We start from the raw sequence: 23167 nt of genomic DNA on the forward strand, positions 1-23167 counted from the left end.
ATGAGCGAGAATCTGCAGCCTTTCCTGCAAGCGCAGGGCAGGCAACTAACCGCAGTCCTCGGCAACGATACCGGCGAAGGCGAGGAGATACTCCTCGCCTTCGGTGCCGATGCCCTCATCTTCCGTTGCAACGAGGACTCCGACGCCATCGCCGTCAGCTTCGAACCCATCCCGGACCTCGAAGACGCTGACGACCTCACAACTGAACTCGCATGGAGCCGCTTCATCGGGAAGGAACTTTCCACCGGCTGGCTCACACTCAATCAGCAGGGCTACACCGACGGCGCGCTCCTAAGCTTCGACGGCGTCGTACCGGAAATCGGCCTCAACGTAGTCGCCGCCGCCTTCGAAGTCCTTGAAGTCCGCCAGCGCACATGAACGTCTTCCTCACTGGAGCCACAGGTTTTGTCGGCAGCCACGTAGCTCGCGCCTATGCTGCACAGGGCGCAAACCTCCGTCTGCTCACGCGCAATAGCAGCAACCTCGCCTCGCTCGAAGGCATTGCCGCAGAGACCGTCACAGGCGATCTCCGCAACGCAGCCGCGCTCCGTAGCGCCCTCGAAGGCTGCGATGCCCTCGTCCACGTCGCAGCAGACTACCGCCTCTGGGTGCCCGATCCGGCTGACATGTACAAGGCCAACGTCGAAGGCACACGCGAACTCCTGAAGCTGGCGCGCGAACTCAACATTCAGCGAGTCGTCTACACCAGCAGCGTCGCTACGATGGGCTTCACCAAGACCGACACCATCGTCAACGAGGAAACCCCCGTCACGGAAGCCGACATGATCGGCCACTACAAGCGCAGCAAGTGGCTCGCCGAGCAGGAAGCCCTCGCCGCAGTACGCCTCGGTCAGCACGTGATGATCCTCAATCCCACGACGCCCATCGGCCCGCTCGACCGCAAGCCCACGCCAACCGGCCGCATCATCGTGGACTTCCTGAACAAGAACTTTCCGGCCTACGTCGACACCGGCCTCAACCTCGTCGATGTGGAAGAGATCGCGCGCATGCACGTCGAAGCGCTGGATCGAGGAACTCCTGGCGAACGCTACATCCTCGGCGGTGAAAACCTCACGCTCAAGCAAATCCTTGACCGCATGGCGGCCATCAGCGGCCTGCCATCGCCAAAGCACAAGGTGCCGCACGCCGTCGCCATGGCCTTCGCCTTCTTCGACGAGAACATCACAGGCAAGCTTCGCGGCAAAGAACCACGCGCTACTGTTGAGGCCGTCCGCATGGGCAAGAAGATGATGTGGGCCTCATCAGCGAAAGCTGAAAAAGACCTGGGCTTCCAGGTCAAACCCATCGACCACGCACTCAAAGCAGCCATGGAGTGGTTCGTAGCGAATAACTACGCTCCTCAGTACAGCAAAGCATGATGAACGACGCCATCGTCATCATCGCCGCCATGCCCGGCGAGCTGAAGCCGCTGGTCCGTAGCTGGGCCGCGCTGGAATCCGTCAACGGCGTCGATGGGTGGCAGCATCCCGCTGGCCCCATCATGGCCTTCGCCGGAGGCATGGGCGCCGCAGCGGCCACACGAGCCTTTGCCCGCGCCACGCAGGTCTGCCAGCCACTCACCATGCTCTCCGTGGGATGGGCAGGCGCACTCCGCGAAGAGATCGCGCCCGGCACAGTTCTTCGCGCCAGCATGGTGCGCGACCTGAACACAGGCGAAATGTACGCAGCCGACGGCAGCGGTGGTCTCCTTCTCACTTCGTCGCGCGTGGCCAGTCGCGAAGAGAAACATCGCCTCGCCAACACGTATGACGGCTCCGTCGCAGTCGACATGGAAGCCGCCACGCTCGCACGCCTCGCCCTCGCCAACGGCCTCGGTTTCCGCGCCATCAAGGCCATCAGCGACACGCTTGAAGAAGAGTTGCCGGACATGAACCCGTTCATCACCGCGCAGGGTAAGTTCGCCACAGCACGCTTCGTTGCACACGTCGCCACGAAACCCCGCTACTGGAGCGCACTTTCGCAATTCGGCAAACAGGCCAGCCTTGCGGCCACCAACCTCTGCAACGCCATCGCCGACGAGATCGGCATGGAACGCCCTAAATAATGTTGCTTCCGTTGCGGAATCTTAGCGGTCGTTGCGTACTGTCGTTAGCCCCGCCCCGGTAAACTAGAGAAGAACATGGAAGCCACACCCGCAACGCAAAAAGCCGCTGTCTACCGCGCCGTAAACGACGTCCGCATCGAAGAAGTCCCCGTTCCCACCATCGGTCCCGGCGAAGTGCTGATGAAGATTCACACCTGCGGCATCTGCGGCACGGACCTCAAGAAGATCCACACCGGCTCGCACTCTGCACCGCGTGTCTTCGGTCACGAGATGAGCGGCACCGTCGTCGCTGTCGGTGAAGGCGTCACCAACTTTAAGCCCGGCGACCGCGTCATGAGCTTCCATCACATCCCCTGCGGCACCTGTTATTACTGCCGCAAACAGACCTTCGCGCAGTGCGAGACCTACAAGAAGGTCGGTGCAACTGCAGGCTTTGGCGAACCCTCCGGCGGCGGCTTTGCAGAATACATTCGCGTCATGGATTGGATCGTCGAAAAAGGGTTAGTTCACATACCTAACGACATTCCATTCGAGCAGGCCGCATGGATCGAACCCGTCAACACCTGCTACAAGGCCATCGAACTCCTCAATCTGCAGCCCGACGAAACCGTTCTCGTCATCGGCCAGGGGCCCATCGGTATTCTGCTTGCAGCACTCGCAAAACGTAAGACCCCGCACGTGCTCACCAGCGATCTCTACGCCGACCGGCACGTCGTCGCCAGGACCTACGGCCTGGACCACCCGCTCGACGCCAACAGCGACGTCATCGCAGAATGCAAGCGAGTCACCGAAGGCCGCGGGGCCGACGTCGCTCTGCTCGCCGTCGGTGCAAACAGCCTCATCACACAGGCCATGAACGCCATCCGCCCTGGCGGTCGCGTCTGCCTCTTCGCGCAGACCCAGCACGGCGAAGCCCCTTTCGATCCCGCCGCTGTCTGCATGGATGAAAAAACACTGATGGGCTCTTACTCATCGTCGGTAGCTATTCAGGACGAAGCTATCGACCTCGTCTTCAACGGCTACCGCGACGGCACCTTCGACCTCACCAAACTCATCTCCCACCGCTTCAGCCTTGAAGATGCAGTAAAGGGAATCGACCTCGCATCACACCCCGTAGCCGATAGCATGAAGATCGTGATTCAACCCTGACAGTCATGTATTGCTCCGGAAAATCATGCGTGGCATTCTGCTCTACAACCCGGCATCCGGAAGATCACAGTCCACACGTGCGTCTCTCATAGAACGGGTCGTAGCAACGCTACAAAGCCACGGCTACGAACTTGAAATCGTAGCCACAACACATCGAGGTAGTGCAGGCGATCAGGCTCGCCAAGCCATCGCAGCAGGCGCGGAGATCATCTTCGTCTGCGGAGGCGACGGCACAATCCACGACGCATTGCAAGGAATCGCAGGCACGTCCGCAAGGTTTGCCATCATCCCTCTCGGCAGCGCAAATGCTCTATGTCGAGAACTCGGCATCCCGCTGCATCCCCTGAAAGCAGCAGAGGCATACCGCACCACACGCCAAAGAGAACTGCAGATAGCGCGCTGCAACACACCACAAAGTGAACGATACTTCCTCATCATGTCAGGCGCAGGCCCTGACGGCGCATTGATGTACCACATGCTCACCACATCCAAAGGCAGGCTTGGACGTTGGACCTACGCCATGCACGCGCTGCATCTTCTGCTCCGCGCACGCTGGCATAACTTTCAAGTGCGCTATCAAACACTCGATGGCGGTTGGCACACAACCTCGGCGATCAGCGCCATGGCACTTCGCATCGGCAATCTCGGCGGCATCTTTCCTGGCATCGCACGCGGAGCTTCATTGTCCGCAAGCACCATGCGCCTCGTACTTGTAAAGTCACCGGCCCTGCTGGGCCTGCCACTGTGGTTTCTTTTCTCTTGGCTACGTCTCGATCGTTGGAACCCATACCTGCAAACTGCAGATGTGCAAGCATTCCATTGCGAATCGACTGAAGGCAAAGTCCACACACAAGCTGACGGCGAATGGATCGGAACTCTTCCACTCTCAGCCGAACTCAGCGAGCAACGCTTGATTCTCCTCGTACCGGGCAAAGAGATCACAGAATTCCATAAGCCGCACGAATCGCGGAGAAGCCGTTATAGCAATCAACCCACATAGCATCATGGGAAAATTGATTCCAGAGGTCTTCGAAGCAGTGCAACTCGCAAAAATTGGTAGCGTTGATTTAGCATTCGACAGTTTTGGCAACGAAGATAACGAAACTCTTCTACTGATCTCAGGAGCCGGTGCACAGCGAATCCGCTGGACAGATTCCTTCTGCGAACTTCTCGCCGCAAAAGGTTTTCGTGTCATCCGTTTCGACAACAGAGACGCAGGCCACTCCACGCATCTTGTGAATAGCCCAGCTCCAACCATTGCTGATTTGAGAGCCGCTCTGATGGCCGGCAGACAGCCGGAAGTTCCTTACTCTATGCTCGACATGGCAAACGATGCAGTGGCTCTTCTCGACAGCTTGTCCATCGAACGCGCGCACATCGTGGGTCGCTCCATGGGAGGTGTCATCGCGCAGATCATCGCGTCGGAACATCCGCAGCGTGTCCTATCCCTCACTTCGATCATGTCGAGTTCAGGTAATCCCACTCTCCCGCAGGCCTCATCGGACTTGATGGCAAAGATGTCCAGCGCTCCTCCCGATCCTGCTGTCGACCTGGAAGGTTTCTTGGCACACAGTGTTGTATTCGCACGTTGTATTGCTGGAACCGGATACGTCTTCGACGAAGCCGCATACCGGGCTCTCGTGCAGGAAGAACTAAGGCGTAGCTACGATCCAGATGGCACTCGTCGTCACATCGCTGCAGTCGGTACGGCTGGTGATCGTCGATCAAGATTGAGCACCATCATGGTTCCTACGCTTATCGTTCACGGTGCCGATGATCCACTCGTTCCTCCAGCCTGCGGTGAGGACACAGCATCATCGATTCCCGGAGCCAGATTCATGCTGATCGACGGTATGGGGCATGAGACTCCGCCAATCTTCTACGACGTCTTGATCGAAGCGATTGTTCAAACTGCGCACGCAGCTTGAACCACATCATGCTCCGTTAAGTTCCTGCGCAAGTCCAATCAGAACTCCTTCAGGTCCGCGAATGTAGCAAAGCCGATACGAGTTCTGATACCGGACGACTTCACCCACAAGCTGTGCGCCGCGCTTACGAAGCTTGTCGAGAGTCTCGTCAATATCATCAACGGCAAACATCACGCGGAGATAGCCCAAAGCATTCACCGGAGCGTTGCGGTGATCCGCAACAACTGCTGGCTTGAGCAGACGTGAAAGCTCAAGCCGGCCATGTCCGTCCGGTGTGCGCATCATGGCAATCTCTACATGTTGGTCAGTAAGTCCGGTGACACGGCCCGCCCACTCACCTTCAATCGTGGCTCGCCCTTCCAACTCCAGTCCAAGATCTACAAAGAATGCAATCGTCTCATCCAGATCCTCAACGACGATGCCAACGTTATCCATCCGTTTCAGTGCCATGCGGCGACTCTACAAGAACTCATCTGTATCCAACAACGGCAGCGCTGTTATTAAGTCGATGATGTGAACGGATCTTTCACGTCTCTCACGAACGCGGCAGCATCCTGAAAATTCTGACTAATTCTTTGTGCCTTGTTGAGAATCCAGTCTGCAGTCTCAGCAGGGAATATCTCTTTGGTTGTTTCAGAAAAGAGAGCGAGCCATCGATCAAAATGCTCCAGGTCAAGACCAAGACCGATGTGGCGCATTGCAGGATCGCCTTTGTAGCGACCGGTGGTTAACAACACCGTAGACCAGAAGTCCTTCAAGACGGAGAGGTGATGCGGCCAGTCGGACACAATAGCGTTAAAGATAGGACCAATCTCAGGATCCACCCGAACCCTGGCATAGAAGGTCTCCACAAGGTCTCCGATTTGTTCTTCCGTAATCTCCATAATCAAAAACCTAACTGAGTCGCTCGCACTATCAAGCGCACCGCACGGTGAGTTGAGTCGCTCGCAGCAGCGCACCGTGAGTTCGAATGTACCAAGTGTGTCCTATGGTGAAGTTACTCGTAGTACGTCATTCTGAGCGCAGCGAAGAATCCCAGCGAGTCTTCATGCGACGACATCTCTCAAATCTTTTCAGCTACAAACCAAAACAGCTTCGCAAAGCGAAGCTCCAACGCGGAAAGCGCGTCAACGATCAAAGATCGTCCAGAGAAGATCGTTATCAAGGAAAGCCTCGTACGACCAAAGATTGTCCAGAGAAGATCGTCAACCAGCGAAGCTCGTACGGTCAAAGACCGTCATTCTGAGCGCAGCGAAGAATCCCTACACACTTCACCGCGCCACCAGCGTTCAATCGCTTTCAGCCAAAGAAACAAACCAGCTTCGCGAAAACGAAGCTCGTACGGTCGAAGACCGTCATCCTGAGCGAAACGAAGTGAAGCCGAAGGACCTGCATTCCTCTCAACTCACTACAACGCCGCAGGAAACCAAAACCGCATCAACAGCCAAACAACCGGGTGCCCCAGGTTCGCGAAGCTAACCTGGGCATCGCGAAGCGTCGAGAAGGACTCGGAAGGGCAGGGCTTCAGCCCTGCCGTTAAGGCAAGCTCAGAAACGCGCGGTCACGAAAGCAAACAGGAGCATAACCTCAACCCCGCGCACCCACGGAACGACCATGGCTGGCCGTCTTTTCGAGAACAGCACAAATCCTGTCAAGCCCCAAAACAACTCAACCCACACAAAGCAAAAGAAATAGAGTTGGCATGATATTTCCACCAAGGGATTAAAATAGAACAAGAAGGAAAAGGGCCACGCATTCGCGTGGCCCTAACTCTTTTAGAAAGAGGATTTTGCCTCTAACCCCAATGGGAAGACGATTTTACAGCCACTAAAACCGTAAGCCCAATAGAAAGACGATTTTAGAAAAACAGGGGGAGGGGGAGGGTATAGCTACTCCCGATCCTTGCGCTTCTTAATTTCCACGTTCAGGCGTTTGATCTTCTGGTTCAGCGTACTCAACGGAATCTTCAGGAACTCCGCAGCTTCCGTTTGGTTCCAGTTGCAGCGTTCCAGCCGGTCTGAGATGATGCGGCGCTCAATCTCTTCCATGATGTCGAAGAGACTGGAATCCGCCTTCGTATCCAGCGCAGCAGCGGTATAAACCGTTCCGCTCAACTGCTGAGGCAGAATCTCCAGCGTGACAGTTGGCGTGGACGACAACACAACACCACGCTCCATCGCATTCTCCAACTCGCGCACATTGCCCGGCCATTCGTAATCCATCATGGCGCGCAGAGCGTCTGGAGCCAGCGTGCGCAGCTCAAAGCCGTTCTCGTCGCTGTAGCGCTTCAGGAAGTGCGCTGCCAGTAACGGAATGTCCTCGCGACGCTGACGCAGAGGCGGAAGGTCCAGGTTGATGACAGACAGGCGATAGAACAGGTCCTCGCGGAAGCGACCTTCCTTCACAGCGGTCTGCAGGTTCACATTCGTCGCAGCCACAATGCGGACGTCAACCGCGATCTCCGTCGTTCCGCCAACAGGAAGGAATCGGCGTTCCTGCAGCGCACGCAGCACCTTTGCCTGGGTGTCCAGCGGCATGGTGCCAATCTCGTCCAGGAACAGCGTTCCACCATCTGCTACTTCGAACAGCCCCTTCTTCGTGGCGACAGCGGAAGTGAAGGAACCCTTTACATGGCCGAACAAGGTGGATTCAAGCAGGTCCGTCGGAACCGCGCCAGTATTGATGGCAACGAACGGCTTGTCATGCCGCGGCGATGCCGTGTGAATCGCCTTGGCGATCAGCTCTTTGCCTGTACCGCTCTCGCCTTGGATCAACACCGTCGTCTTTGCCGGAGCTACCTGCGCAACGGTGTCCAGTAGCTTCCCCATCACATCGGACTTCCCCACGATGTTGTCGAAGGAGTAGCGCTGCTTCAGCGTGCGGCGAAGCCGAGTGACTTCCTGCAACGACCGTTGCTTGGCAATGGCAGTGCGGATGTCGGCGAGGAGCTTCTCGTTGTCCCACGGCTTCTGGACGAAGTTGTCAGCGCCTGCGCGCAGAGCATCGACGACATTGCCGACCGTGCCATAAGCGGTGATCATGATCACCGGCAACTCTGGGCGCATCCGCTTGATGCGGGGAAGTAGATCAATACCGCTCTCACCCGGCATGGACAGATCCAGCAGCAGCAGATCGTACTCGTTGGAGGAGAGCATCTCCAGCCCGGACTGGCCTTCGGGCGCCATCTCCACGGTGAAGCCCTCAAAGGTCAGCAGCGTCTCCAGGGAGTCGCGGATACCGGCTTCGTCGTCGATGATGAGGATGCGTGCGCCCAGGGCGTTGCTAGTGTCGAGTGTTACTGCCTCAGGCATTCACTGTCCTTGTGTCTTGAGTCGTGTCCAGGGGCGTCTCATCGGTACCGTCGATGCGTTCCACCGGGAACTCCAGTGTAAACGTCGTCCCCGTGCCGATCTTGCTCTCCACATGGATGCGTCCCTGATGCTCCTGCACAATGCCATACGATACCGACAACCCTAGCCCGGTGCCCTTGTGCTGTCCCTGGCGAGGCGCATTCTTGGTGGTGAAGAACGGATCGTAGATGCGGTGCAGATGCTCCGGCGCAATACCACTGCCGGTGTCCGCAATACGTAGCGTGACAGTTCGCCCATCGTCGAAGCTGGCAATGCGGATGGTGCCACCGGTGCCGTCATTCATGGCATCCTTCGCATTCAACACCAAATTCAGAATCACCTGTTGCAGCTTGCCGTGGCTGCCATAAATCTTTGCCAGCGGAAGCTGCAGGTCAATATCAACGTTGACTTTCGCCGTGCGTAGCTGATGATCGATCAATGTGAGTGTCTCGCGCACGACGGAGTTTACGTCCAGCGACGCGAACACAGTGGAACTTGTACGGGAGAAGTTCAGCAGGTTGTTGACGATCTCGCTGGCGCGGAAGGTCTGCTGAGTTATCTTCTCCAGCACAGGCGCCAGACGCTGATCGTCGCGTGTGTGCTTCTGCAGCATCTGCGTATAGGACGAGATCACGGCGAGAGGCGTGTTGACTTCGTGGGCCACGCCAGCAGCCAACAGACCGATAGACGACAGCTTCTCTGCCTGCGTCAACTGGCCTTCGAGGCGTGTACGGTCGGTGATGTCTTCCATCATGACGGTAGAACCGACTGAGACGAAGTCGCGTGTCAGCAGCGGTGCGATAGAGATATTCGCCGTGCGGCTTTCACCGGTCTGCAAGTCAAGCTTCACCTTGGAAAGGTGATGTGTTCCGGGCTCATTCGCGGCGGCAAGGAACGTCTCCAGAAACTCCGGTGAGAATATCTCCGAGACATGCTTACCAATCACCTCCGCGCGTGACAGTGCGTACAGCACTTCCATCTCGGTGTTCCAACTCTCCACGCAGTTCTGCAGATCGAGTGTGAAGATACCTACCTTGATGGATTCGACGATGTTCTCGTTGAACTCCTTCAGGCGCTCAAACTCATTGATCTGCTTCTCGAGACGATTGAAGAGCTGCGCATTCTGGATGGCGATGCCGATGTAGCCCGCGAGTGAAGCGAGCAATTCCATATCTTCCGACGAGAGGAAGTCGCCCTCCTGTGTACGACCAAGACCGATGATCGCAATAGGGCGAGTAGAGTGTCCGTTACGTCCGAATACGCGACAGGGAAGGTAATAATTAAGATCCAGCAGGGAAGCCACACGCTGTTCCGCCGGTTCCAGATGCGGCAACATCTGCGGGTTCTCAAAGAAGATGTGGTCTTGCGATAGCAGGCCAAAGTTCAGGAAAGAGTTGCGCGAGAGTTCTTCCGGCAGATCGGCCAGTACGTTGTCTGGCATGCCGTGCGACGCAGCAAGTGTGAAGGTGCGTCCTGCGCCATCGTCTGCAGCGACGAACACAGCTACGCGAGATACTAAGAGTGTTTGTGACAGACGTTCAACGACGGAGCGCGATAGGGTCGTAAGGTCTGTTTGTGACGACAGACCGCGACTGAACTCAATCAATGTCTCGCGATAGTCGAAGCGCTTGCGATCGAAGATGCGATCCACACGCGCTTGAATCGCTGCCTTGATGGGCTCAAAGATGAGTGCAGTGGCGATGATGCCTGCCATCAAGCCCCATACACGCAGATTTGGCAATCGCGTATGTACCAGTTCGCCAGTTACGGCAACGACGCCGAAGTAGACACCGACCAGCGCGGCGGTGGCCAGCGTGTATGTCACACCGCGCTTGAAGATCAGGTCCGTATCCATCAGGCGATAACGCACAATCGCCCATGCGAAGGTTAGCGGCAGGAAGATCAGCGTGAAGCCCGCTGCACGGGCCATTGAGAGCGGGACATCTGCATCGGCCAGATATGGAATGGCGTACAGCAGCGTGAACGGCACAACGGAAAGCAAAGTGCCGCGCGTGAGCCACTTCAACTGCTGGCGCTCGAGCGGTTTGTCGGCAGCGCGATAACGGAAATAGAAGACAGTTGCCGCAATCACGTAATACAGCGCCAGGTAGCCCACGCCGATTTGGTCCAGCCGGTGCTTCAGGCGTTCGGTCGCAGACCACATCTCAATGGCAGCAATCTGTAGGCCGAAGATGAGCGCACCGGGGAGATAGAGCAGAACGACCAGAGCTTTGCGCCGCAACGAGATCGCGCTTTCACCGAACGACACCGCAAAATGCAGGAATACTGCGGGCTGCAATGTGCCGGCCAGTAGCGCGCCCCAGTAACAGATCCAGTCCAGCGTGTCGAAGGCACCGGTATAGCGGAAGCTGTATAGGACACCGCTCACCAGGCAGAAGACATAGAAGTGCATTGCCTTCGGAGCTGTCCAGCGTCGTAGTAGCACATACATGCCGATGGCAAGGTATGCCATGGCGATGAGTCGCAGTCCCTGGTTACGGCTGTGGTCGGTGGGTTCCAGGATGACGGGAACGTCAAGCGGGGCGTTGCCGCGTACGAGCGAGTACGTTACACGGCTATAGGTTCCCACGCGATGCATCTCGCGTTCCAACGGTGCGACAGTGAGGGTCTTATGTCCATCAGCGGCGACCATCAGATCGCCTTCGCGTACACCGGCACGGTGTGCAGGAGAGGTTAGTGGGACGCGTTCGGCTCGCAGACCGCCGTCGGATTCAAGCCACCACACGCCATCGGTGGGCGCGTCGTAGGTGCCTTCCTGCAGGAAGTTGGCGATCCCAAGGGCACAGACCAGCAGCGTCACGAGCGCCAATACTACGGCGGTCACGCGAGTTTGTAGCGCCTTGCCCATCTCCTCCAGGATCCCGGGTACAGGTTAATCAATGAGGTACATGCACGTTTGGGGCCAATCTACAGCCCCAGGCGTAATGCTGTCTACGCCGCTGACGCCCCAAAAATCGTATCGTTGTATCGTCTTCATGATACGCGCTGTCGTAGAGAAGAATCCCTAACAGCGGAAGCATCTACAAAATCCCATAGATGAGATTGAACGTGGAGTTCACAAAGTACGGATAGGAAGCTTTATGTACTTCATGAACTCCATGTGTGTCTTAGAGTTGCTTGGCGAGCTCGTTTGCCAGTTCTGCGTACTTATCCACGGCTTCGAGGAGTTCGGACTTCAGAACTTTTTCATCCGGGGTGTGGGCTACGTGGATGGTGCCGGGGCCCAGCAGGAGTGGTTCTCCCCAGTTGGTCAGGGAGGAGATGTCCGTGGCGTACTTGGCGATCATGGTCTCGAAGCCGGGGAGGCGCTTCATGCGTACTGCGGAGAGATCCAGGGCGAACTTCACGTCACAGCGGTTGCCGACGACGCGGTTGATGGTGTCCTTTACCTCCTGCGAGTTGCCGACGGTGCGGATGAGCACGTGGGCTTCGGCGGCGTCGGGGATGACGTTGGGGGCACGGCCCCCGCTGACCAAGCCCACGTTGAGGGTGGATTCGCCGATCTCCGGGTCCACTGGTAGCTGGGTGCGGGAGAGTTCGTGGAGGACATCCACCAGCTTGTCGATGGCGGATTCACCTAGCTCCGGGTAGGCGGAGTGGGCCATCTTGCCACTGGCACGGAGTTCCACGCGCAGTGCGCCCTTAGTGGCGAGTGCGAGGCGGTTCGAGGTGGGTTCGCCGTTGATGAGGAAGCGGGAGCCCTTGCCGTCGCGGTTGGCTACCTTGGCGCCAGCGGAGTCGCGCTCTTCGCCTACTACGTAGAGCAGGCCGACGGGGACGCCGCCCTTGTGCAGCTTCTCCGCACCGGCTACCTGCGAGGCGAGGATGCCTTTGGCGTCGCATGAGCCGCGGCCGTAGACGTAGGTGTCGTCCTCAGAGGACGGGAAGTATGGCGGAACCGTGTCGAAGTGCGTGGAGAGGGTGATCTTCGGCTGCGTGCCAGGCATCTTCGCGTATAGGTTGAAGCGCTCGCCTGTGGCGCCGTTGACGCCCGGTTGTTCCACCGGTTGACGTTCTACTTCGTAGCCGAGGCCCTGCAGGTACTCGTGCAGGAAGAGTCCGCACGCTCCCTCAAAATAGGTGGTCGACTCGATGTCGACAAGCTGTCGTGTCAGCTGAATAGGATCGATTGCCATGCCTAAGGATACCCGACAGCCAAATGGCATTCGGGCCAGTTAACATGGGTGTGATGGCCGGAACGATACAGACTGTTGAGACTCTACGCGGACCTGCGGGAAGACTTGAGGCGCTGCTGAATGTCGGCGCTGCCGATGCTGCTTACAGTGCGGTGGTGTGTCATCCGCATCCTCCTTCGGGCGGCACGATGCATACGAAGGTGGTCTATCACGCGGCGAAAGCGTTCTCTCACTTTGGTGTTCCGGTGTTGCGGTTCAACTTCCGTGGAACGGGGTTGAGCGAGGGCACGCACGATCACGGACCGGGCGAGATTGCAGATGTGAAGGCTGCGCTCGACTGGTTACAGCATGAGTTCGGTTTGCCGATTCTGCTGGCTGGATTTTCGTTTGGAGCGAACATCGGGTTTCGTGCGGCTTGCGGGGATGAGCGGGTGAAGGGGCTGGTGGGGCTAGGGATGCCTCTGTCAGCGGGTGGCCGCAGTTATTCGTACGAGTTCATGAAGCGCTGTACGCAGCCAAAGCTGCTGTTGACTGGGTCGGAGGATCCGTTTGCTCCGCGTGCGGTGATGGAGCAGGTCTTCCGTGAGGCTCCGGGTGAGACGGAGATGCAGTGGATTGATGGGGCGGAGCACTTCTTCGCTGGCGTTCCGGGATCGCCAGCAATGAAGCTGGATCAGATGCGCCTTGTCATGCAGGATTGGCTTGGGCGGAAGTTCTTTCATCAGTAGGAGGGGCACCCCCCTCCCCCCTGTTTTTCTAAAATCGTCTTTCTATTGGGGTTACGGCGCTAGTGTCGCTAAAATCGTCTGCCCATTGGGGTTAGAGGCAAAATCGTCTTTCTAAAAGAGTTAGACGCAGCAAGTCAGCAAGTCAGCAAGTCAGCGGATTTTTGGTGGCTATTTCTATTTTAGTGAGTTGGCAGAAATAACATGCCAAGTCTATTTCTTTTGGTTTGTTGGGGTTGAGTGGTTTAAGGGCTTGACAGGTTTTCACTCCATTCGGAGCGCGTCCATGGGATTGATGGATGAGGCGCGTTGCGCGGGAATGATGGCGGCGATCGCTGCTGCAACGGACAGGATGAGGACCGAGCTGATGAGGATGACCGCGTTGAGACCCGCAATCTCATATAGCTGGGATTGCACGAAATGCACGCAGAGCAGTGCGACTGGTATGCCGATGAGCATGCCCAGCGCGGTTTGAATGGTTGCTCCGCGCAGGATCATGAGCATGACAGTGGAGCGGTCTGCGCCAAGGGCCATGCGCACACCGATTTCCTGGTTTCGGCGGATGACGGAATAGGCTGTGACGCCATACGATCCGACTGCCGCGAGTAGTAATGCGAGACCACCGAAGAGCATGGTGAGACGTGAGATCAAACGTTCTTCGGTGAAGTTCGCGGCGATCTGGTGGTTAAAGGTATCGAAGCGAACCACCGTGAGATCCGGGTTGATGGATGCGAGGGTGTGCTGCGTGATGGATTCCATGCCGTCGACGGGATGATCGGTGGCGAGAACGATAGCGCCTGCATACAGGCTCTCGTCCTTGTCGATGGGGTCTTTCCTGTTTTCCGGTTCCTGCATGGTGGGGATGAAGAACATGAGATGGTCTTTCCAGCGCACGTTCTGATAGACCGTGTCTTCGACAACGCCAACGATTTCCCAGGCACTATTGTTTTCGGCGCCGGGGAAACCGAAGCGTTGACCAATGGGGTTTTCGCTGGGGTTGAACATCTTGCGTACGAAGGTCTGGTTGACAACAGCGACTCGCGGCGAGGTGGGTGTATCGCGTTCGGTGATGCCACGACCCATGAGAACGTGTGTTCCTACCGAATCGAAGTAGTCGCCGTTGACGCGGAGAATCGAGGATATGGTTCTGTTTTCGGGATGCGCATGGACCTGTATGCCCCAGCCGTTGTTGTTGTCTTCCATGGGCGTGTATGAGGCGATGCCAACCTTCGTGACGCCGGGGAGTGCGTGGAAGCGGTCTTCCATGGTGTGATACAGCGCATCAAGCTGCGTTTGCGAATAGCCCGCGGCCTGCGGGTTGATGTGAACGATGTAGCGGTTGTTGGCGTTCAGTTTCATATCAGAGCCTTGCAGTTTCTTAAGGCTCTGTAGGAAGAGAGACGCAGCAATCAGCAGAACCAGAGAGAGTGCGATCTGAAAGACGACGAGGCCCTTCTGCAAGAGTGATGCGCCGGAAGCCGCGGTGCGGGAGCTACTACGGAGCGCATCTGCCGGTTGCGTTCTGGAGGCGTTCCATGCGGGTGCGAGACCAAAGAGAACTCCTGTGATGAGCGACAGTGCAGATGCGAACCCGATGACTGCAAGGGAGGGTGTTGCATGGAGCGGGATATGTGTAGCGTCAGGGAATGCCAGCGCTAACAACATGTGTGTTCCTGCATACGCGACCAGAAGACCGGCGATGCCACCGAGGAGAGCGAGAAGGACGCTTTCCGTCAGGAGTTGGCGAATGATGCGCGTGCGCATGGCACCGAGGGCAGTGCGCACAGACATCTCCGCTGAGCGCGCGATGCCACGCACCAACAGGAGGTTCGCGATGTTGGCACAGGCGATGAGTAGAACGAGGCCTGCGGTGGCCATCAGTAGTCGCAGATGATCGCCGTACTGTTCCTGCATCGCTTGAATGCCCGCGCCGCCGGGAATGAGCGTGATGTGGGTTTGTGCGAGTTTGATCTTGTCGTGATCAGGAGAGAGGCGACCACTGGAGACAAGTTCATTGCGGAGGATGGCAGAGACTTTTCGTTGCAACTGAGCAACGTCTGTACCGGGCCTTACACGACCGATGATGTATAGCCAGTTCTCCTTGGGATCGTGCGGATAGGTCACGTTCGCGAGCGCTGGCATTGTCTCCGTCGGCAAGTAATAGTCGGGTGGATTGCTGATGAGGCGATCGCCGAAGAAGTTGCGCGGCGCGATACCGATGATGGTGACCGGTTGGGTGTTGACGCGGAATGTGCTGCCGATCACCGAAGGATCGCCGGAGAAGCGGGTCTGCCATGTTTCGTAACTGATGACTGCAGTCGCGGGCGCACCCTGTTGATTGTCTGCATCTGTGAAGAGACGACCTGCGAATGGTTGAAGGCCGAAGGTGCGGAAGTAATTGCCGGAGACGAATTCACCTGAGGATGAGCGCGGCGGATCCTGTGAGTTTTCTCGACGCACGACAATGGGGCGATAGGCAAAGCCAGCCTGCATGGCGGCGAGTTCTTCAAACTCGGGTGTGTTGTTTTTAATTTGCTCGTATGCGTCGGTGGAGAAGTACGACATGGAGTCGCTGATGCCTGAGCCTACGCAGCAATCGTTGGCATCGCCCAGACGTATGAGTGATGCGGGGTTTGCTACGGGCAGGTCTTTCTGCAGAACCGCGTGGACGAGCGTGAAGATGGCCGCGTTCGCACCGATGCCGAGAGCGAGTGTTAATAACGCCGTGATGGTGAAGGCAGGCGTGCGACGAAGTTGTCGAAGTGCGAAGAGGATGTCAGCACCGATGGTTTCGAGAAGATTGGTGCCTCTTGATTCACGGCAGTTTTCTTTCACCTGGCTCATACCTCCGAATTCGAGTCGTGTTCTGCGGATGGCTTCCTGTTGGGACAGGCCGGAACGCATATGTTTCTCAACTTGCTGATCGAAGTGGAAGCGCAGTTCTTCATCGAGTTCGTTTTCGACGGCAGTTCTGCGGAACAGGGCTCGTAGACGAAAGATCAGATCGCTGAACATATGCGCATTCCTCCTTACATGGCTTCAAGAACCTGGGCTACCGCGGCGGTGAGCTTTGCCCATGCTTCCTTCTCGACTTCCAACTGGTCGCGGCCCTTCTTAGAGAGCTCGTAGTACTTGGCACGGCGATTGTTCTCTGTGGTCTGCCATTTGGCCTTGATGAGTCCTCGACGTTCGAGGCGATGGAGCGCGGGATAGAGCGAGCCCTGCTGGATGCGGAGCGCGTCGCTGGAGAGTTGCTGCACGCGTTCTGAGATGGCCCAACCGTGTTGTGAGCCTAATGAGAGCGTGCGCAGGATCAGAAGATCGAGCGTGCCTTGTGGGAGGTCGAGGTGATCGCCAGCCATGCTTCCCCTTCCACTTCGACAGAAGAGTACATGGGGTTGTTGTAGAAGTGCAAGGGGAGAGTTTTATAGGCTTACGCGAGGCATCGGAGTGCGGTGAGAGGAATGCAGGTCCTTCAGCTACGCTTCGCTTCGTTCAGGATGACGCGCTAAGCGCGTATGAGCTTCGCAAAGCGAAGCTGGTTGGGTTCATGGTTAGAAGGGGGCGGGCGCGTCGGCGCGGGAGGATGCGTTGGGATTCTTCGCTTCGCTCAGAATGACGGCCTTTGGGCGTTGGAGCTTCGCTGGGATTTGCGGTTGCTCTTATTGGCCCCAGAGGAGTAGGGCGAAGAGGAAGATCCAGAGGACGCCCATGGCGTGCCAGTACCAGGAGGTGCTGTCGACCATGATCTGGCGGGATTGAATTGTCTTCAATCCGCGCAGGCCGACGATTGCGGCGACGAGCATCAGGATTCCGAGAATGAGATGGATGCCGTGGATGCCTGTGATGAGGTAGAAGAATCGCGATGACGGGTTGGCCGAGTAAAAGACGTGCTGCGCGGCGAGTTGACGCCATGCGACGATCTGTCCCCATACGAAGGCTGCGCCGAGAAGCGTGGTGGCGATGAGCCACGGCAAGGCTTTACGGCGTGTGGGGCTGCCGAGACCGAGCCACTCTTCCATCACATCGATCTCACGAAAGACAGAGCGGCGCGCGAACTCGATGGTGAGCGAGGAGATGATCAGGACTGCGGTGTTGAGCCAGAGGATGGATGGGATGCCTATGGGAATCCACACGCGTACGTAGTGGTTGTAGGCGTCGATGTGTGCTGCGTGCTTGGTGACGAAGAAGGCGCTGACGAGCGTCATGAAAAAGATGAGGTCGCCTGCGAGGAACGAGAAGATGGCGAAGCGGTAGGTTTGCAGCCGTTCGCGAGGGCCTCGGCGGCCTACGGGATTGTTGCTCCAGTTGTCGCCGTCTCCACCGCCGCCGGTGTGTTTGGGCTCAATGGGGGGAAGGCGTCCGCCACCAATGTCTGCTTCTTCAGGTCGCCGAGGCGGGAGCTTTTCGACGACCTCATCGGGATGGAGGATGGTAGGCATGGGAACAGCGCCGTTATCGCCTTGATAGTACTCCGCAAATGCGCCGCGTGCATGTGATGTGGCTCACAGTGGCAGCTATTCCTTGTGCGCGGCGCGGACGGAGTCGAGGAAGAGTTCGTGGACGCGCTTGTCCGTCGAGAGTTCGGGATGGAATGTTGCCGCGAGGAGATGGCCCTGACGGACGAGCGTGGGGGAGCCGTCGCGCTCTGCGAGTGTCTCCACGCCGGGGCCGGTCTGGGTGATGCGAGGGGCGCGGATGTAGACCATCTCAAATGGGCCGCCGGGCAGGGTGGTTTCCGCTTCGAGGATGCGGGAGTCGTTCTGGCGGCCGTAGGCGTTGCGTTCTACGGTGACGTCGAGCGCGCCGAGCGATTTCTGCTCGGGATGGGTGACTCGTTTTGCGATGAGGATGACGCCGGCGCAGGTGCCGAAGGTGGGCTTGGTCTGCACGAATTGCTGGAGCGCGTCGAAGAAGCCGCCGCGTTCGAGCGCCTTGAGGAAGGTGGTGGATTCGCCGCCGGGGATGACGAGGCCGTCGATGTCTGCCAGTTGCTCGGGCTTGCGGATGAAGACGGTTTTCGCGCCGCACTGCTGGAGCATGCGTGCGTGCGCGTCAAACGCTCCCTGGAGCGCGAGAACGCCGATGGTTGGCTGGAAGTTGGCGGTAGAACTGTCGGCCATGGTTCATGATAGCTGCATTTTTCCTTTACGCGAGGAGGTGTACCTCTGAAGTCTTAAGCCCAGGGTGGATGGTTTGCCCAACTGCCGTTACACTGTGGCGGTGAGTGAGTCTTTGAAATCTCTTCCGGATGCCATCCGCGAACGTCGCAGTACGCCCTCGTTCGATGGCAGCCCGATTCCGGCAGAGGATATCCGTACGATTTTGGAGGCGGGGATTGCCGCGCCTTCTGGGTATAACGTGCAGCCGTGGCGCTTTGTCGTGGTGCAATCGCCGGAGCAGAAAAAGAAGCTGCGCGCTGCCTGCTACAACCAGGCCAAGGTGGAAGAGGCGTCGGTGGTGATTGCCTGCTGCGGCGACGTGGATAGCTGGCGGCGCGATGCAGACGACATTGTGCGCATGGGGCTGGAAGGCGGCATGAGCGAAGGATATGCCGCGCAGTTGAAAAGCTACGTGGAGAGTTATCTGCTGAGTTTGAACGCCGACCAGATGCATGGGTGGCTGAACAAGCAGGTGACGTATGCCGCGGCTTATATGCAGTTGACTGCCGAAGTTATGGGCTACGACACCGCTGCCATGGAAGGCTTTGAGCAGAACGAAGTGAAAGAAGCGCTTCGTTTGCCTTTGAGCTACTGGGTGGTTTCGCTGTTGGCGATTGGAAGGTTGAAGGGGCCGGATAAATACAACGGCGGCCGCTTTGATCTGAATCACGTGGCCTTTGCGGAAGAGTTTGGGAAGCCGCTGCGGTGAGGCGCGGCATCATAGCGGCGCTCCTTGTAGTTGCGGCGTTGGTTGCCGTACTGTGCGCGCTTGTCTACTGGAACCCTTTCTGGCTGGTGGACCGGTCGGTGAACCTTTACCTGCGTGGCAAGGGGATTCAGCATCATTACGTGATGGTGGACGGCTACAGGATTCATTATCTGGAGGCCAAGCCTGCAGGAAATGGGCCTGAGAAGCCGGTTCTGCTGGTGCATGGGTTGGGCGCTCGCGCTTCTGACTGGGCGAAGATGATTCCGGATCTGGCACAGGGCGGGTACCACGTGTATGCGCTGGATCTGCTGGGGTATGGCGATTCGCCCAAGCCGCAAGATGGCGACTTTACGCTGGATGGGGAAGAGCGCATTGCGACTGATTTTCTGCGGGAGCTGAAGCTGCAGAAAGTGGACCTGGGCGGATGGTCCATGGGCGGATGGGTTGCCATGAAGATGGCGCTGGATCATCCGGAGATGGTACGGCGGCTGATGGTGTACGACTCGGCCGGGCTTTACTTTGTCCTGGATTTTCCGCCGTCGCTGTTTTCACCACATGACCGCGCCAGTTTTGACGCTTTGATGGACAGGATTGAGCCGAGCCGGTGGCGTACTCGTATCCCTTCCGTAATGATTCCGGGGATGATCCGACGTTTTCAGGAGAACCGGTTTATCGTGCAGCAGTCGTTTGGCAGCATGCTGCATGGGCGGGAGTTGCTTGATTTCCGGCTGGGTGGTTTGAAGATGCCCATGCTGATTGTGTGGGGCACGGAAGATCGCCTGATTCCGCTGGAAGTGGGGCTACGGTTGCACGATCTGGTGCCGCAGTCGGTATTCCTGGGCGTGAGGAAATGCGGGCATCTGACGGCTGCGGAGTGTGCGCCACCGGTAGTAGACGAGACACTGAAGTTTCTGAATGCCGAGCCGCCTCTATCACGTTCTACCAGTTACGTAGACGCCCCGGAGTAGCCTAGTCTTCCTTCCAGCGGTACGCGGAGGGTTGCGCAAGGCCGATGTGGCCTAATACGCGACAACAATATTGGCGAGCGACGTCATCCAGGCTTGTTGGCCGGAAATACATGGCGGGAATTACGGGGTAGATGACTGCTCCAGCCTCAGCCGCGAGCATCATATTGCGCAGATGGATGCGGTTAAAGGGAGTTTCCCGAACGCAGAGAATCAGCGGTCGCTGCTCCTTCAAGGTGACATCCGCAGCGCGATCGACGAGCCGCGCCGCCATGCCGTTGGCAATGGACGCGAGCGTTCCCATGGAGCAAGGCAGCACGATCATGCCATCCGAGGGATGACTTCCGCTGGCGACGGGAGCGGCGATGTCGTCGTTGCGGAACACCGTGAATTTACTGGAGGGAGGGCTATCCAGGAGTGTCTCCAGCAGCGAGGAACGTCCGCCGGTGAGGCTAAGTTCTTCCGTAACCACTCGCAACGCATGGTCCGACGCGATGAAGTGAACGGCTTCTACGCGGTCGTCAGTGTTGAGAAGTCGAAGCAGGTGCGCCGTGAAGAGCGCTCCGCTGGCACCTGTCATAGCAACTGTCAGGCGCGCGCGCCTGAGGTCGCGGTTTTGAGAAAATGGACTCACGCCTTCGATTATCGTCGAATGCCAAAAAAAACACCGGAACATGTGGTTCCGGATTGCGTTATTAAGAATGGGCCACACCCCCAGGGTGGCCGCCAGACCCATAGCTCGACGCCTTGAAGGAGATGACCATGCCGCGTATGCGACAGGCCGCAAACTTTCTCGCCGCCGCACTGTGCTTTGTGCTTTTTGCGCCGCTCTGTGCCCACGCCAGCATCAGCCTGCTGGTGGAGGAACCGTTTGGGTCTTTTGGGGCATTCAATCCAACCGGGCATGCAGCTGTGTACCTGGACAATATCTGTGCCGATTCGCCGACGCGGCTGCGCTTATGTCATACAGGCGAAATGGGGGTGGTGGTAAGTCGCTACCACCGCGTGGATGGTTATGACTGGGTGGCCATTCCTCTGATTCCGTATCTGTATGCCGTGGAGCACATTGAAGACGTGCCGCAGACGGCTACGATTGAGTTGGAGAAGGAGTTGCGCGATCGCTATCGTCGCGCGCATTTGTTGAACCTGGCACCGAGCCGAGAAGATGGAAGCACGCCCAGAGGGGAATGGATCCAGTTGATTGGGTCGTCCTACGACCGACACATTTATGGGTTTGAATTAGAGACGACGCGGGACCAAGATGAGGGCATTATTGCGCGGTTGAATGACAGCCACAATCGTGGTCAGTTCAACCTGTTCTATCGAAACTGCGCGGACTTTGCGCGTTCGATTCTGCGCAGCACGTTTCCGGGATCGATTCCACGGAATGCGATGTCAGACTTCTGGCTGACGACACCGAAGCATCTGGCGCGGCTGGTGTCAAAGTTTGGTGAGAAGAACCCTGAGTTGAGGTTTCATACCTTCCAGATACCGCAGGTGCCGGGGAGTATTCCGCGCAGTCGCAGGGTGGATGGTATTGGCGAGTCGTTAGTGCGATCCAAGAAATACATGGTGCCACTAGCGTTCTTTTCACCTACGACCGCGGCGAGTCTGATGGCCGCGTATATTGGCACCGGGCGTTTCAAGATGCCGAAGAGTGCACCTGTGATGGCACAGTTGCAAACGCCGTTGCAACCACCGGGCATTATCGTCGCTGAGGATCGGATTCAACTGCCGGTGACTCCACCACCATTTATCGAAGCGAAGATGTGTTCCACCGTGATTCCATTGCTTGAGGCAGAGGGCGGCGGTAACTGATCCTCGACAAGCCTTCAAGTTGAATACTGCGTTTGTTTGTTGCGTGTGATTCAGGAAAGGCTTTGGAGGAAAGTTGCATGCGTCTGCTTCGTCCACTTTGTTCTGCATTGCTCTCTGTCTCTTTGCTGCTACCGATTTCAGCTGATGCCTGTACGCGCGCGGTGTATCACGGTGCGAATGATGAGGTGATTACGGCGCGTTCCATGGACTGGAAGGTGGACGTTGGGACCAACCTCTGGATTCTGGCTCGTGGTATGAAACGTGACGGAGCGACGGGGCCACGCACGCTTCATTGGACATCGAAGTATGGCAGTGTGATCGCCAGCGGATATGACATTTCAACCACCGATGGCATGAATGAAAAAGGGCTGGTGGTGAACCTGCTGTGGTTGGCGGAATCGGAGTATCCCGCGTTCGATGGAAGTAAGCCAGGACTGGCGATTTCGCTGTGGGCGCAATACATGCTGGACAAGTATGCAACGGTGTCTGAGGCGGTGGAGGCGATGGAGAAAGAGCCATTGCTGGTTGCCACTGCGCAGGTGCCGGGTGAAGAGAGGCTTGCCAACCTGCACATGTCGATGTCAGACCCCAGCGGTGATAGCGCGGTGGTGGAGTATGTCAAAGGGAAGCAGGTGATTCATCATGGCCGGCAGTACCAGGTGATGACGAACTCGCCGACCTACGATGAACAGTTGGCGCTGTATTCCTACTGGAACGACATTGGCGGCACGACTATGCTGCCGGGAACGAACCGCGCTGCGGACCGTTTTGCGAGGGCTTCGTTTTATATCAACGCGATTCCCAAGAGCGAAGATCCGGACATGGCGTTGGCGAGTGTCTTTAGCGTGATTCGCAATGCGTCTGTACCGTTTGGCATTACGACGCCGGATCAGCCGAATATCTCGTCAACGCGTTGGCGGACGGTGGCTGATCAGAAGCGGCTGATCTACTTTTTCGAGTCGGCACTGACACCGAATGTCTTCTGGATGAACTTCAAAGATATTGATTTTTCTCAGGAGACCGGTAAGGTGATGAAGCTGGACCTGGGCAAAGATCAGAAGAATACGTTTTCCGGAAATGCCGTGAAAGATTTCAAGGAAGCGAAGCCGTTCCGGTTTATGGGGTTGCCGGAGAGTTAA

The 23167-nt window shown here is 57.4% G+C and carries 21 protein-coding genes; 11 read left to right on the forward strand and 10 right to left on the reverse strand.

What is annotated here, in order from left to right:
* From JAO32_RS09765 to JAO32_RS09790, 6 genes are all read left to right on the forward strand, one after another.
* Positions 1 to 378: a DUF6334 family protein gene (locus tag JAO32_RS09765; RefSeq protein ID WP_334239757.1), complete on the forward strand. Its 378-nt coding sequence runs from the start codon at positions 1 to 3 to the stop codon at positions 376 to 378.
* A complete protein-coding gene (gene hpnA, locus JAO32_RS09770) occupies positions 375 to 1379 on the forward strand; it encodes a hopanoid-associated sugar epimerase (protein ID WP_334239758.1) in 1005 nt (334 codons plus the stop codon). Before JAO32_RS09765 ends, hpnA begins: the two co-directional genes overlap by 4 nt.
* Entirely contained in the window at positions 1376 to 2065 is a 690-nt protein-coding gene (locus tag JAO32_RS09775; RefSeq protein WP_334239761.1) for a phosphorylase family protein, read from the forward strand. Before hpnA ends, JAO32_RS09775 begins: the two co-directional genes overlap by 4 nt.
* 75 nt (positions 2066 to 2140) lie before the next feature.
* Complete coding sequence (locus JAO32_RS09780; RefSeq protein WP_334239762.1) at positions 2141 to 3214, forward strand: zinc-dependent dehydrogenase; 1074 nt, start codon at positions 2141 to 2143, stop codon at positions 3212 to 3214.
* A gap of 25 nt (positions 3215 to 3239) precedes the next feature.
* On the forward strand, positions 3240 to 4214 hold the full coding sequence (locus JAO32_RS09785) for a diacylglycerol/lipid kinase family protein (protein WP_334239764.1): 975 nt from the start codon (positions 3240 to 3242) through the stop codon (positions 4212 to 4214).
* A gap of 4 nt (positions 4215 to 4218) precedes the next feature.
* Positions 4219 to 5142, forward strand: coding sequence for an alpha/beta fold hydrolase (locus JAO32_RS09790; protein WP_334239766.1), 924 nt, complete (start codon positions 4219 to 4221; stop codon positions 5140 to 5142).
* Between the two features lie 6 nt (positions 5143 to 5148).
* On the opposite strand, the gene JAO32_RS09795 is transcribed toward JAO32_RS09790, so the two are convergent.
* The 5 genes from JAO32_RS09795 to JAO32_RS09815 all read right to left on the reverse strand — a co-directional run bounded on the left by JAO32_RS09795 (position 5149) and on the right by JAO32_RS09815 (position 12649).
* Positions 5149 to 5592: a VOC family protein gene (locus tag JAO32_RS09795; protein WP_334239768.1), complete on the reverse strand. Its 444-nt coding sequence runs from the start codon at positions 5590 to 5592 to the stop codon at positions 5149 to 5151.
* 50 nt (positions 5593 to 5642) lie between these two features.
* Complete coding sequence (locus tag JAO32_RS09800) at positions 5643 to 6026, reverse strand: group III truncated hemoglobin (RefSeq protein WP_334239769.1); 384 nt, start codon at positions 6024 to 6026, stop codon at positions 5643 to 5645.
* A gap of 1005 nt (positions 6027 to 7031) precedes the next feature.
* Positions 7032 to 8453 carry a sigma-54-dependent transcriptional regulator gene (locus tag JAO32_RS09805; protein ID WP_334239772.1) on the reverse strand — a complete coding sequence of 474 codons (1422 nt, stop codon included), beginning with the start codon at positions 8451 to 8453 and terminating at the stop codon, positions 7032 to 7034.
* Positions 8446 to 11361: an ATP-binding protein gene (locus JAO32_RS09810; protein ID WP_334239774.1), complete on the reverse strand. Its 2916-nt coding sequence runs from the start codon at positions 11359 to 11361 to the stop codon at positions 8446 to 8448. Before JAO32_RS09810 ends, JAO32_RS09805 begins: the two co-directional genes overlap by 8 nt.
* 259 nt (positions 11362 to 11620) lie before the next feature.
* The gene (locus JAO32_RS09815) at positions 11621 to 12649 is read right to left on the reverse strand and encodes a M20/M25/M40 family metallo-hydrolase (RefSeq protein WP_334239776.1); all 1029 of its coding nucleotides are present in this window, start codon (positions 12647 to 12649) and stop codon (positions 11621 to 11623) included.
* Between the two features lie 23 nt (positions 12650 to 12672).
* Here JAO32_RS09815 and JAO32_RS09820 point away from each other — a divergent pair, with 23 nt between their 5' ends.
* Positions 12673 to 13377: an alpha/beta hydrolase gene (locus JAO32_RS09820; protein WP_334239778.1), complete on the forward strand. Its 705-nt coding sequence runs from the start codon at positions 12673 to 12675 to the stop codon at positions 13375 to 13377.
* A gap of 261 nt (positions 13378 to 13638) precedes the next feature.
* Here JAO32_RS09820 and JAO32_RS09825 read toward each other — a convergent pair whose 3' ends face one another.
* The 4 genes from JAO32_RS09825 to pdxT all read right to left on the reverse strand — a co-directional run bounded on the left by JAO32_RS09825 (position 13639) and on the right by pdxT (position 18497).
* Positions 13639 to 16389: an ABC transporter permease gene (locus JAO32_RS09825; protein ID WP_334239780.1), complete on the reverse strand. Its 2751-nt coding sequence runs from the start codon at positions 16387 to 16389 to the stop codon at positions 13639 to 13641.
* A gap of 14 nt (positions 16390 to 16403) precedes the next feature.
* A complete protein-coding gene (locus JAO32_RS09830) occupies positions 16404 to 16736 on the reverse strand; it encodes a PadR family transcriptional regulator (RefSeq protein ID WP_334239782.1) in 333 nt (110 codons plus the stop codon).
* A 300-nt stretch (positions 16737 to 17036) separates the two neighbouring features.
* On the reverse strand, positions 17037 to 17816 hold the full coding sequence (locus tag JAO32_RS09835; RefSeq protein ID WP_334239785.1) for a cytochrome c oxidase subunit 3: 780 nt from the start codon (positions 17814 to 17816) through the stop codon (positions 17037 to 17039).
* 75 nt (positions 17817 to 17891) lie between these two features.
* Positions 17892 to 18497, reverse strand: coding sequence for a pyridoxal 5'-phosphate synthase glutaminase subunit PdxT (gene pdxT, locus JAO32_RS09840; RefSeq protein WP_334239787.1), 606 nt, complete (start codon positions 18495 to 18497; stop codon positions 17892 to 17894).
* Between the two features lie 112 nt (positions 18498 to 18609).
* Between pdxT and JAO32_RS09845 the strand changes: the two genes are divergently transcribed.
* Positions 18610 to 19245 carry a nitroreductase family protein gene (locus JAO32_RS09845; RefSeq protein WP_443082587.1) on the forward strand — a complete coding sequence of 212 codons (636 nt, stop codon included), beginning with the start codon at positions 18610 to 18612 and terminating at the stop codon, positions 19243 to 19245.
* Complete coding sequence (locus JAO32_RS09850; protein ID WP_334239789.1) at positions 19242 to 20213, forward strand: alpha/beta fold hydrolase; 972 nt, start codon at positions 19242 to 19244, stop codon at positions 20211 to 20213. The genes JAO32_RS09845 and JAO32_RS09850 overlap by 4 nt, the downstream gene beginning before the upstream one ends.
* Before the next feature lies 1 nt (position 20214).
* On the opposite strand, the gene JAO32_RS09855 is transcribed toward JAO32_RS09850, so the two are convergent.
* On the reverse strand, positions 20215 to 20844 hold the full coding sequence (locus JAO32_RS09855; protein WP_334239790.1) for a UbiX family flavin prenyltransferase: 630 nt from the start codon (positions 20842 to 20844) through the stop codon (positions 20215 to 20217).
* Between the two features lie 128 nt (positions 20845 to 20972).
* Between JAO32_RS09855 and JAO32_RS09860 the strand changes: the two genes are divergently transcribed.
* Both JAO32_RS09860 and JAO32_RS09865 read left to right on the forward strand, forming a co-directional pair.
* On the forward strand, positions 20973 to 22028 hold the full coding sequence (locus JAO32_RS09860; protein WP_334239792.1) for a hypothetical protein: 1056 nt from the start codon (positions 20973 to 20975) through the stop codon (positions 22026 to 22028).
* A gap of 77 nt (positions 22029 to 22105) precedes the next feature.
* Positions 22106 to 23167, forward strand: coding sequence for a linear amide C-N hydrolase (locus JAO32_RS09865; protein ID WP_334239793.1), 1062 nt, complete (start codon positions 22106 to 22108; stop codon positions 23165 to 23167).

Origin of the sequence: Terriglobus sp. ADX1, from assembly GCF_036877645.1 — a bacterium.
In the GTDB taxonomy this organism is placed as follows: domain Bacteria; phylum Acidobacteriota; class Terriglobia; order Terriglobales; family Acidobacteriaceae; genus Terriglobus.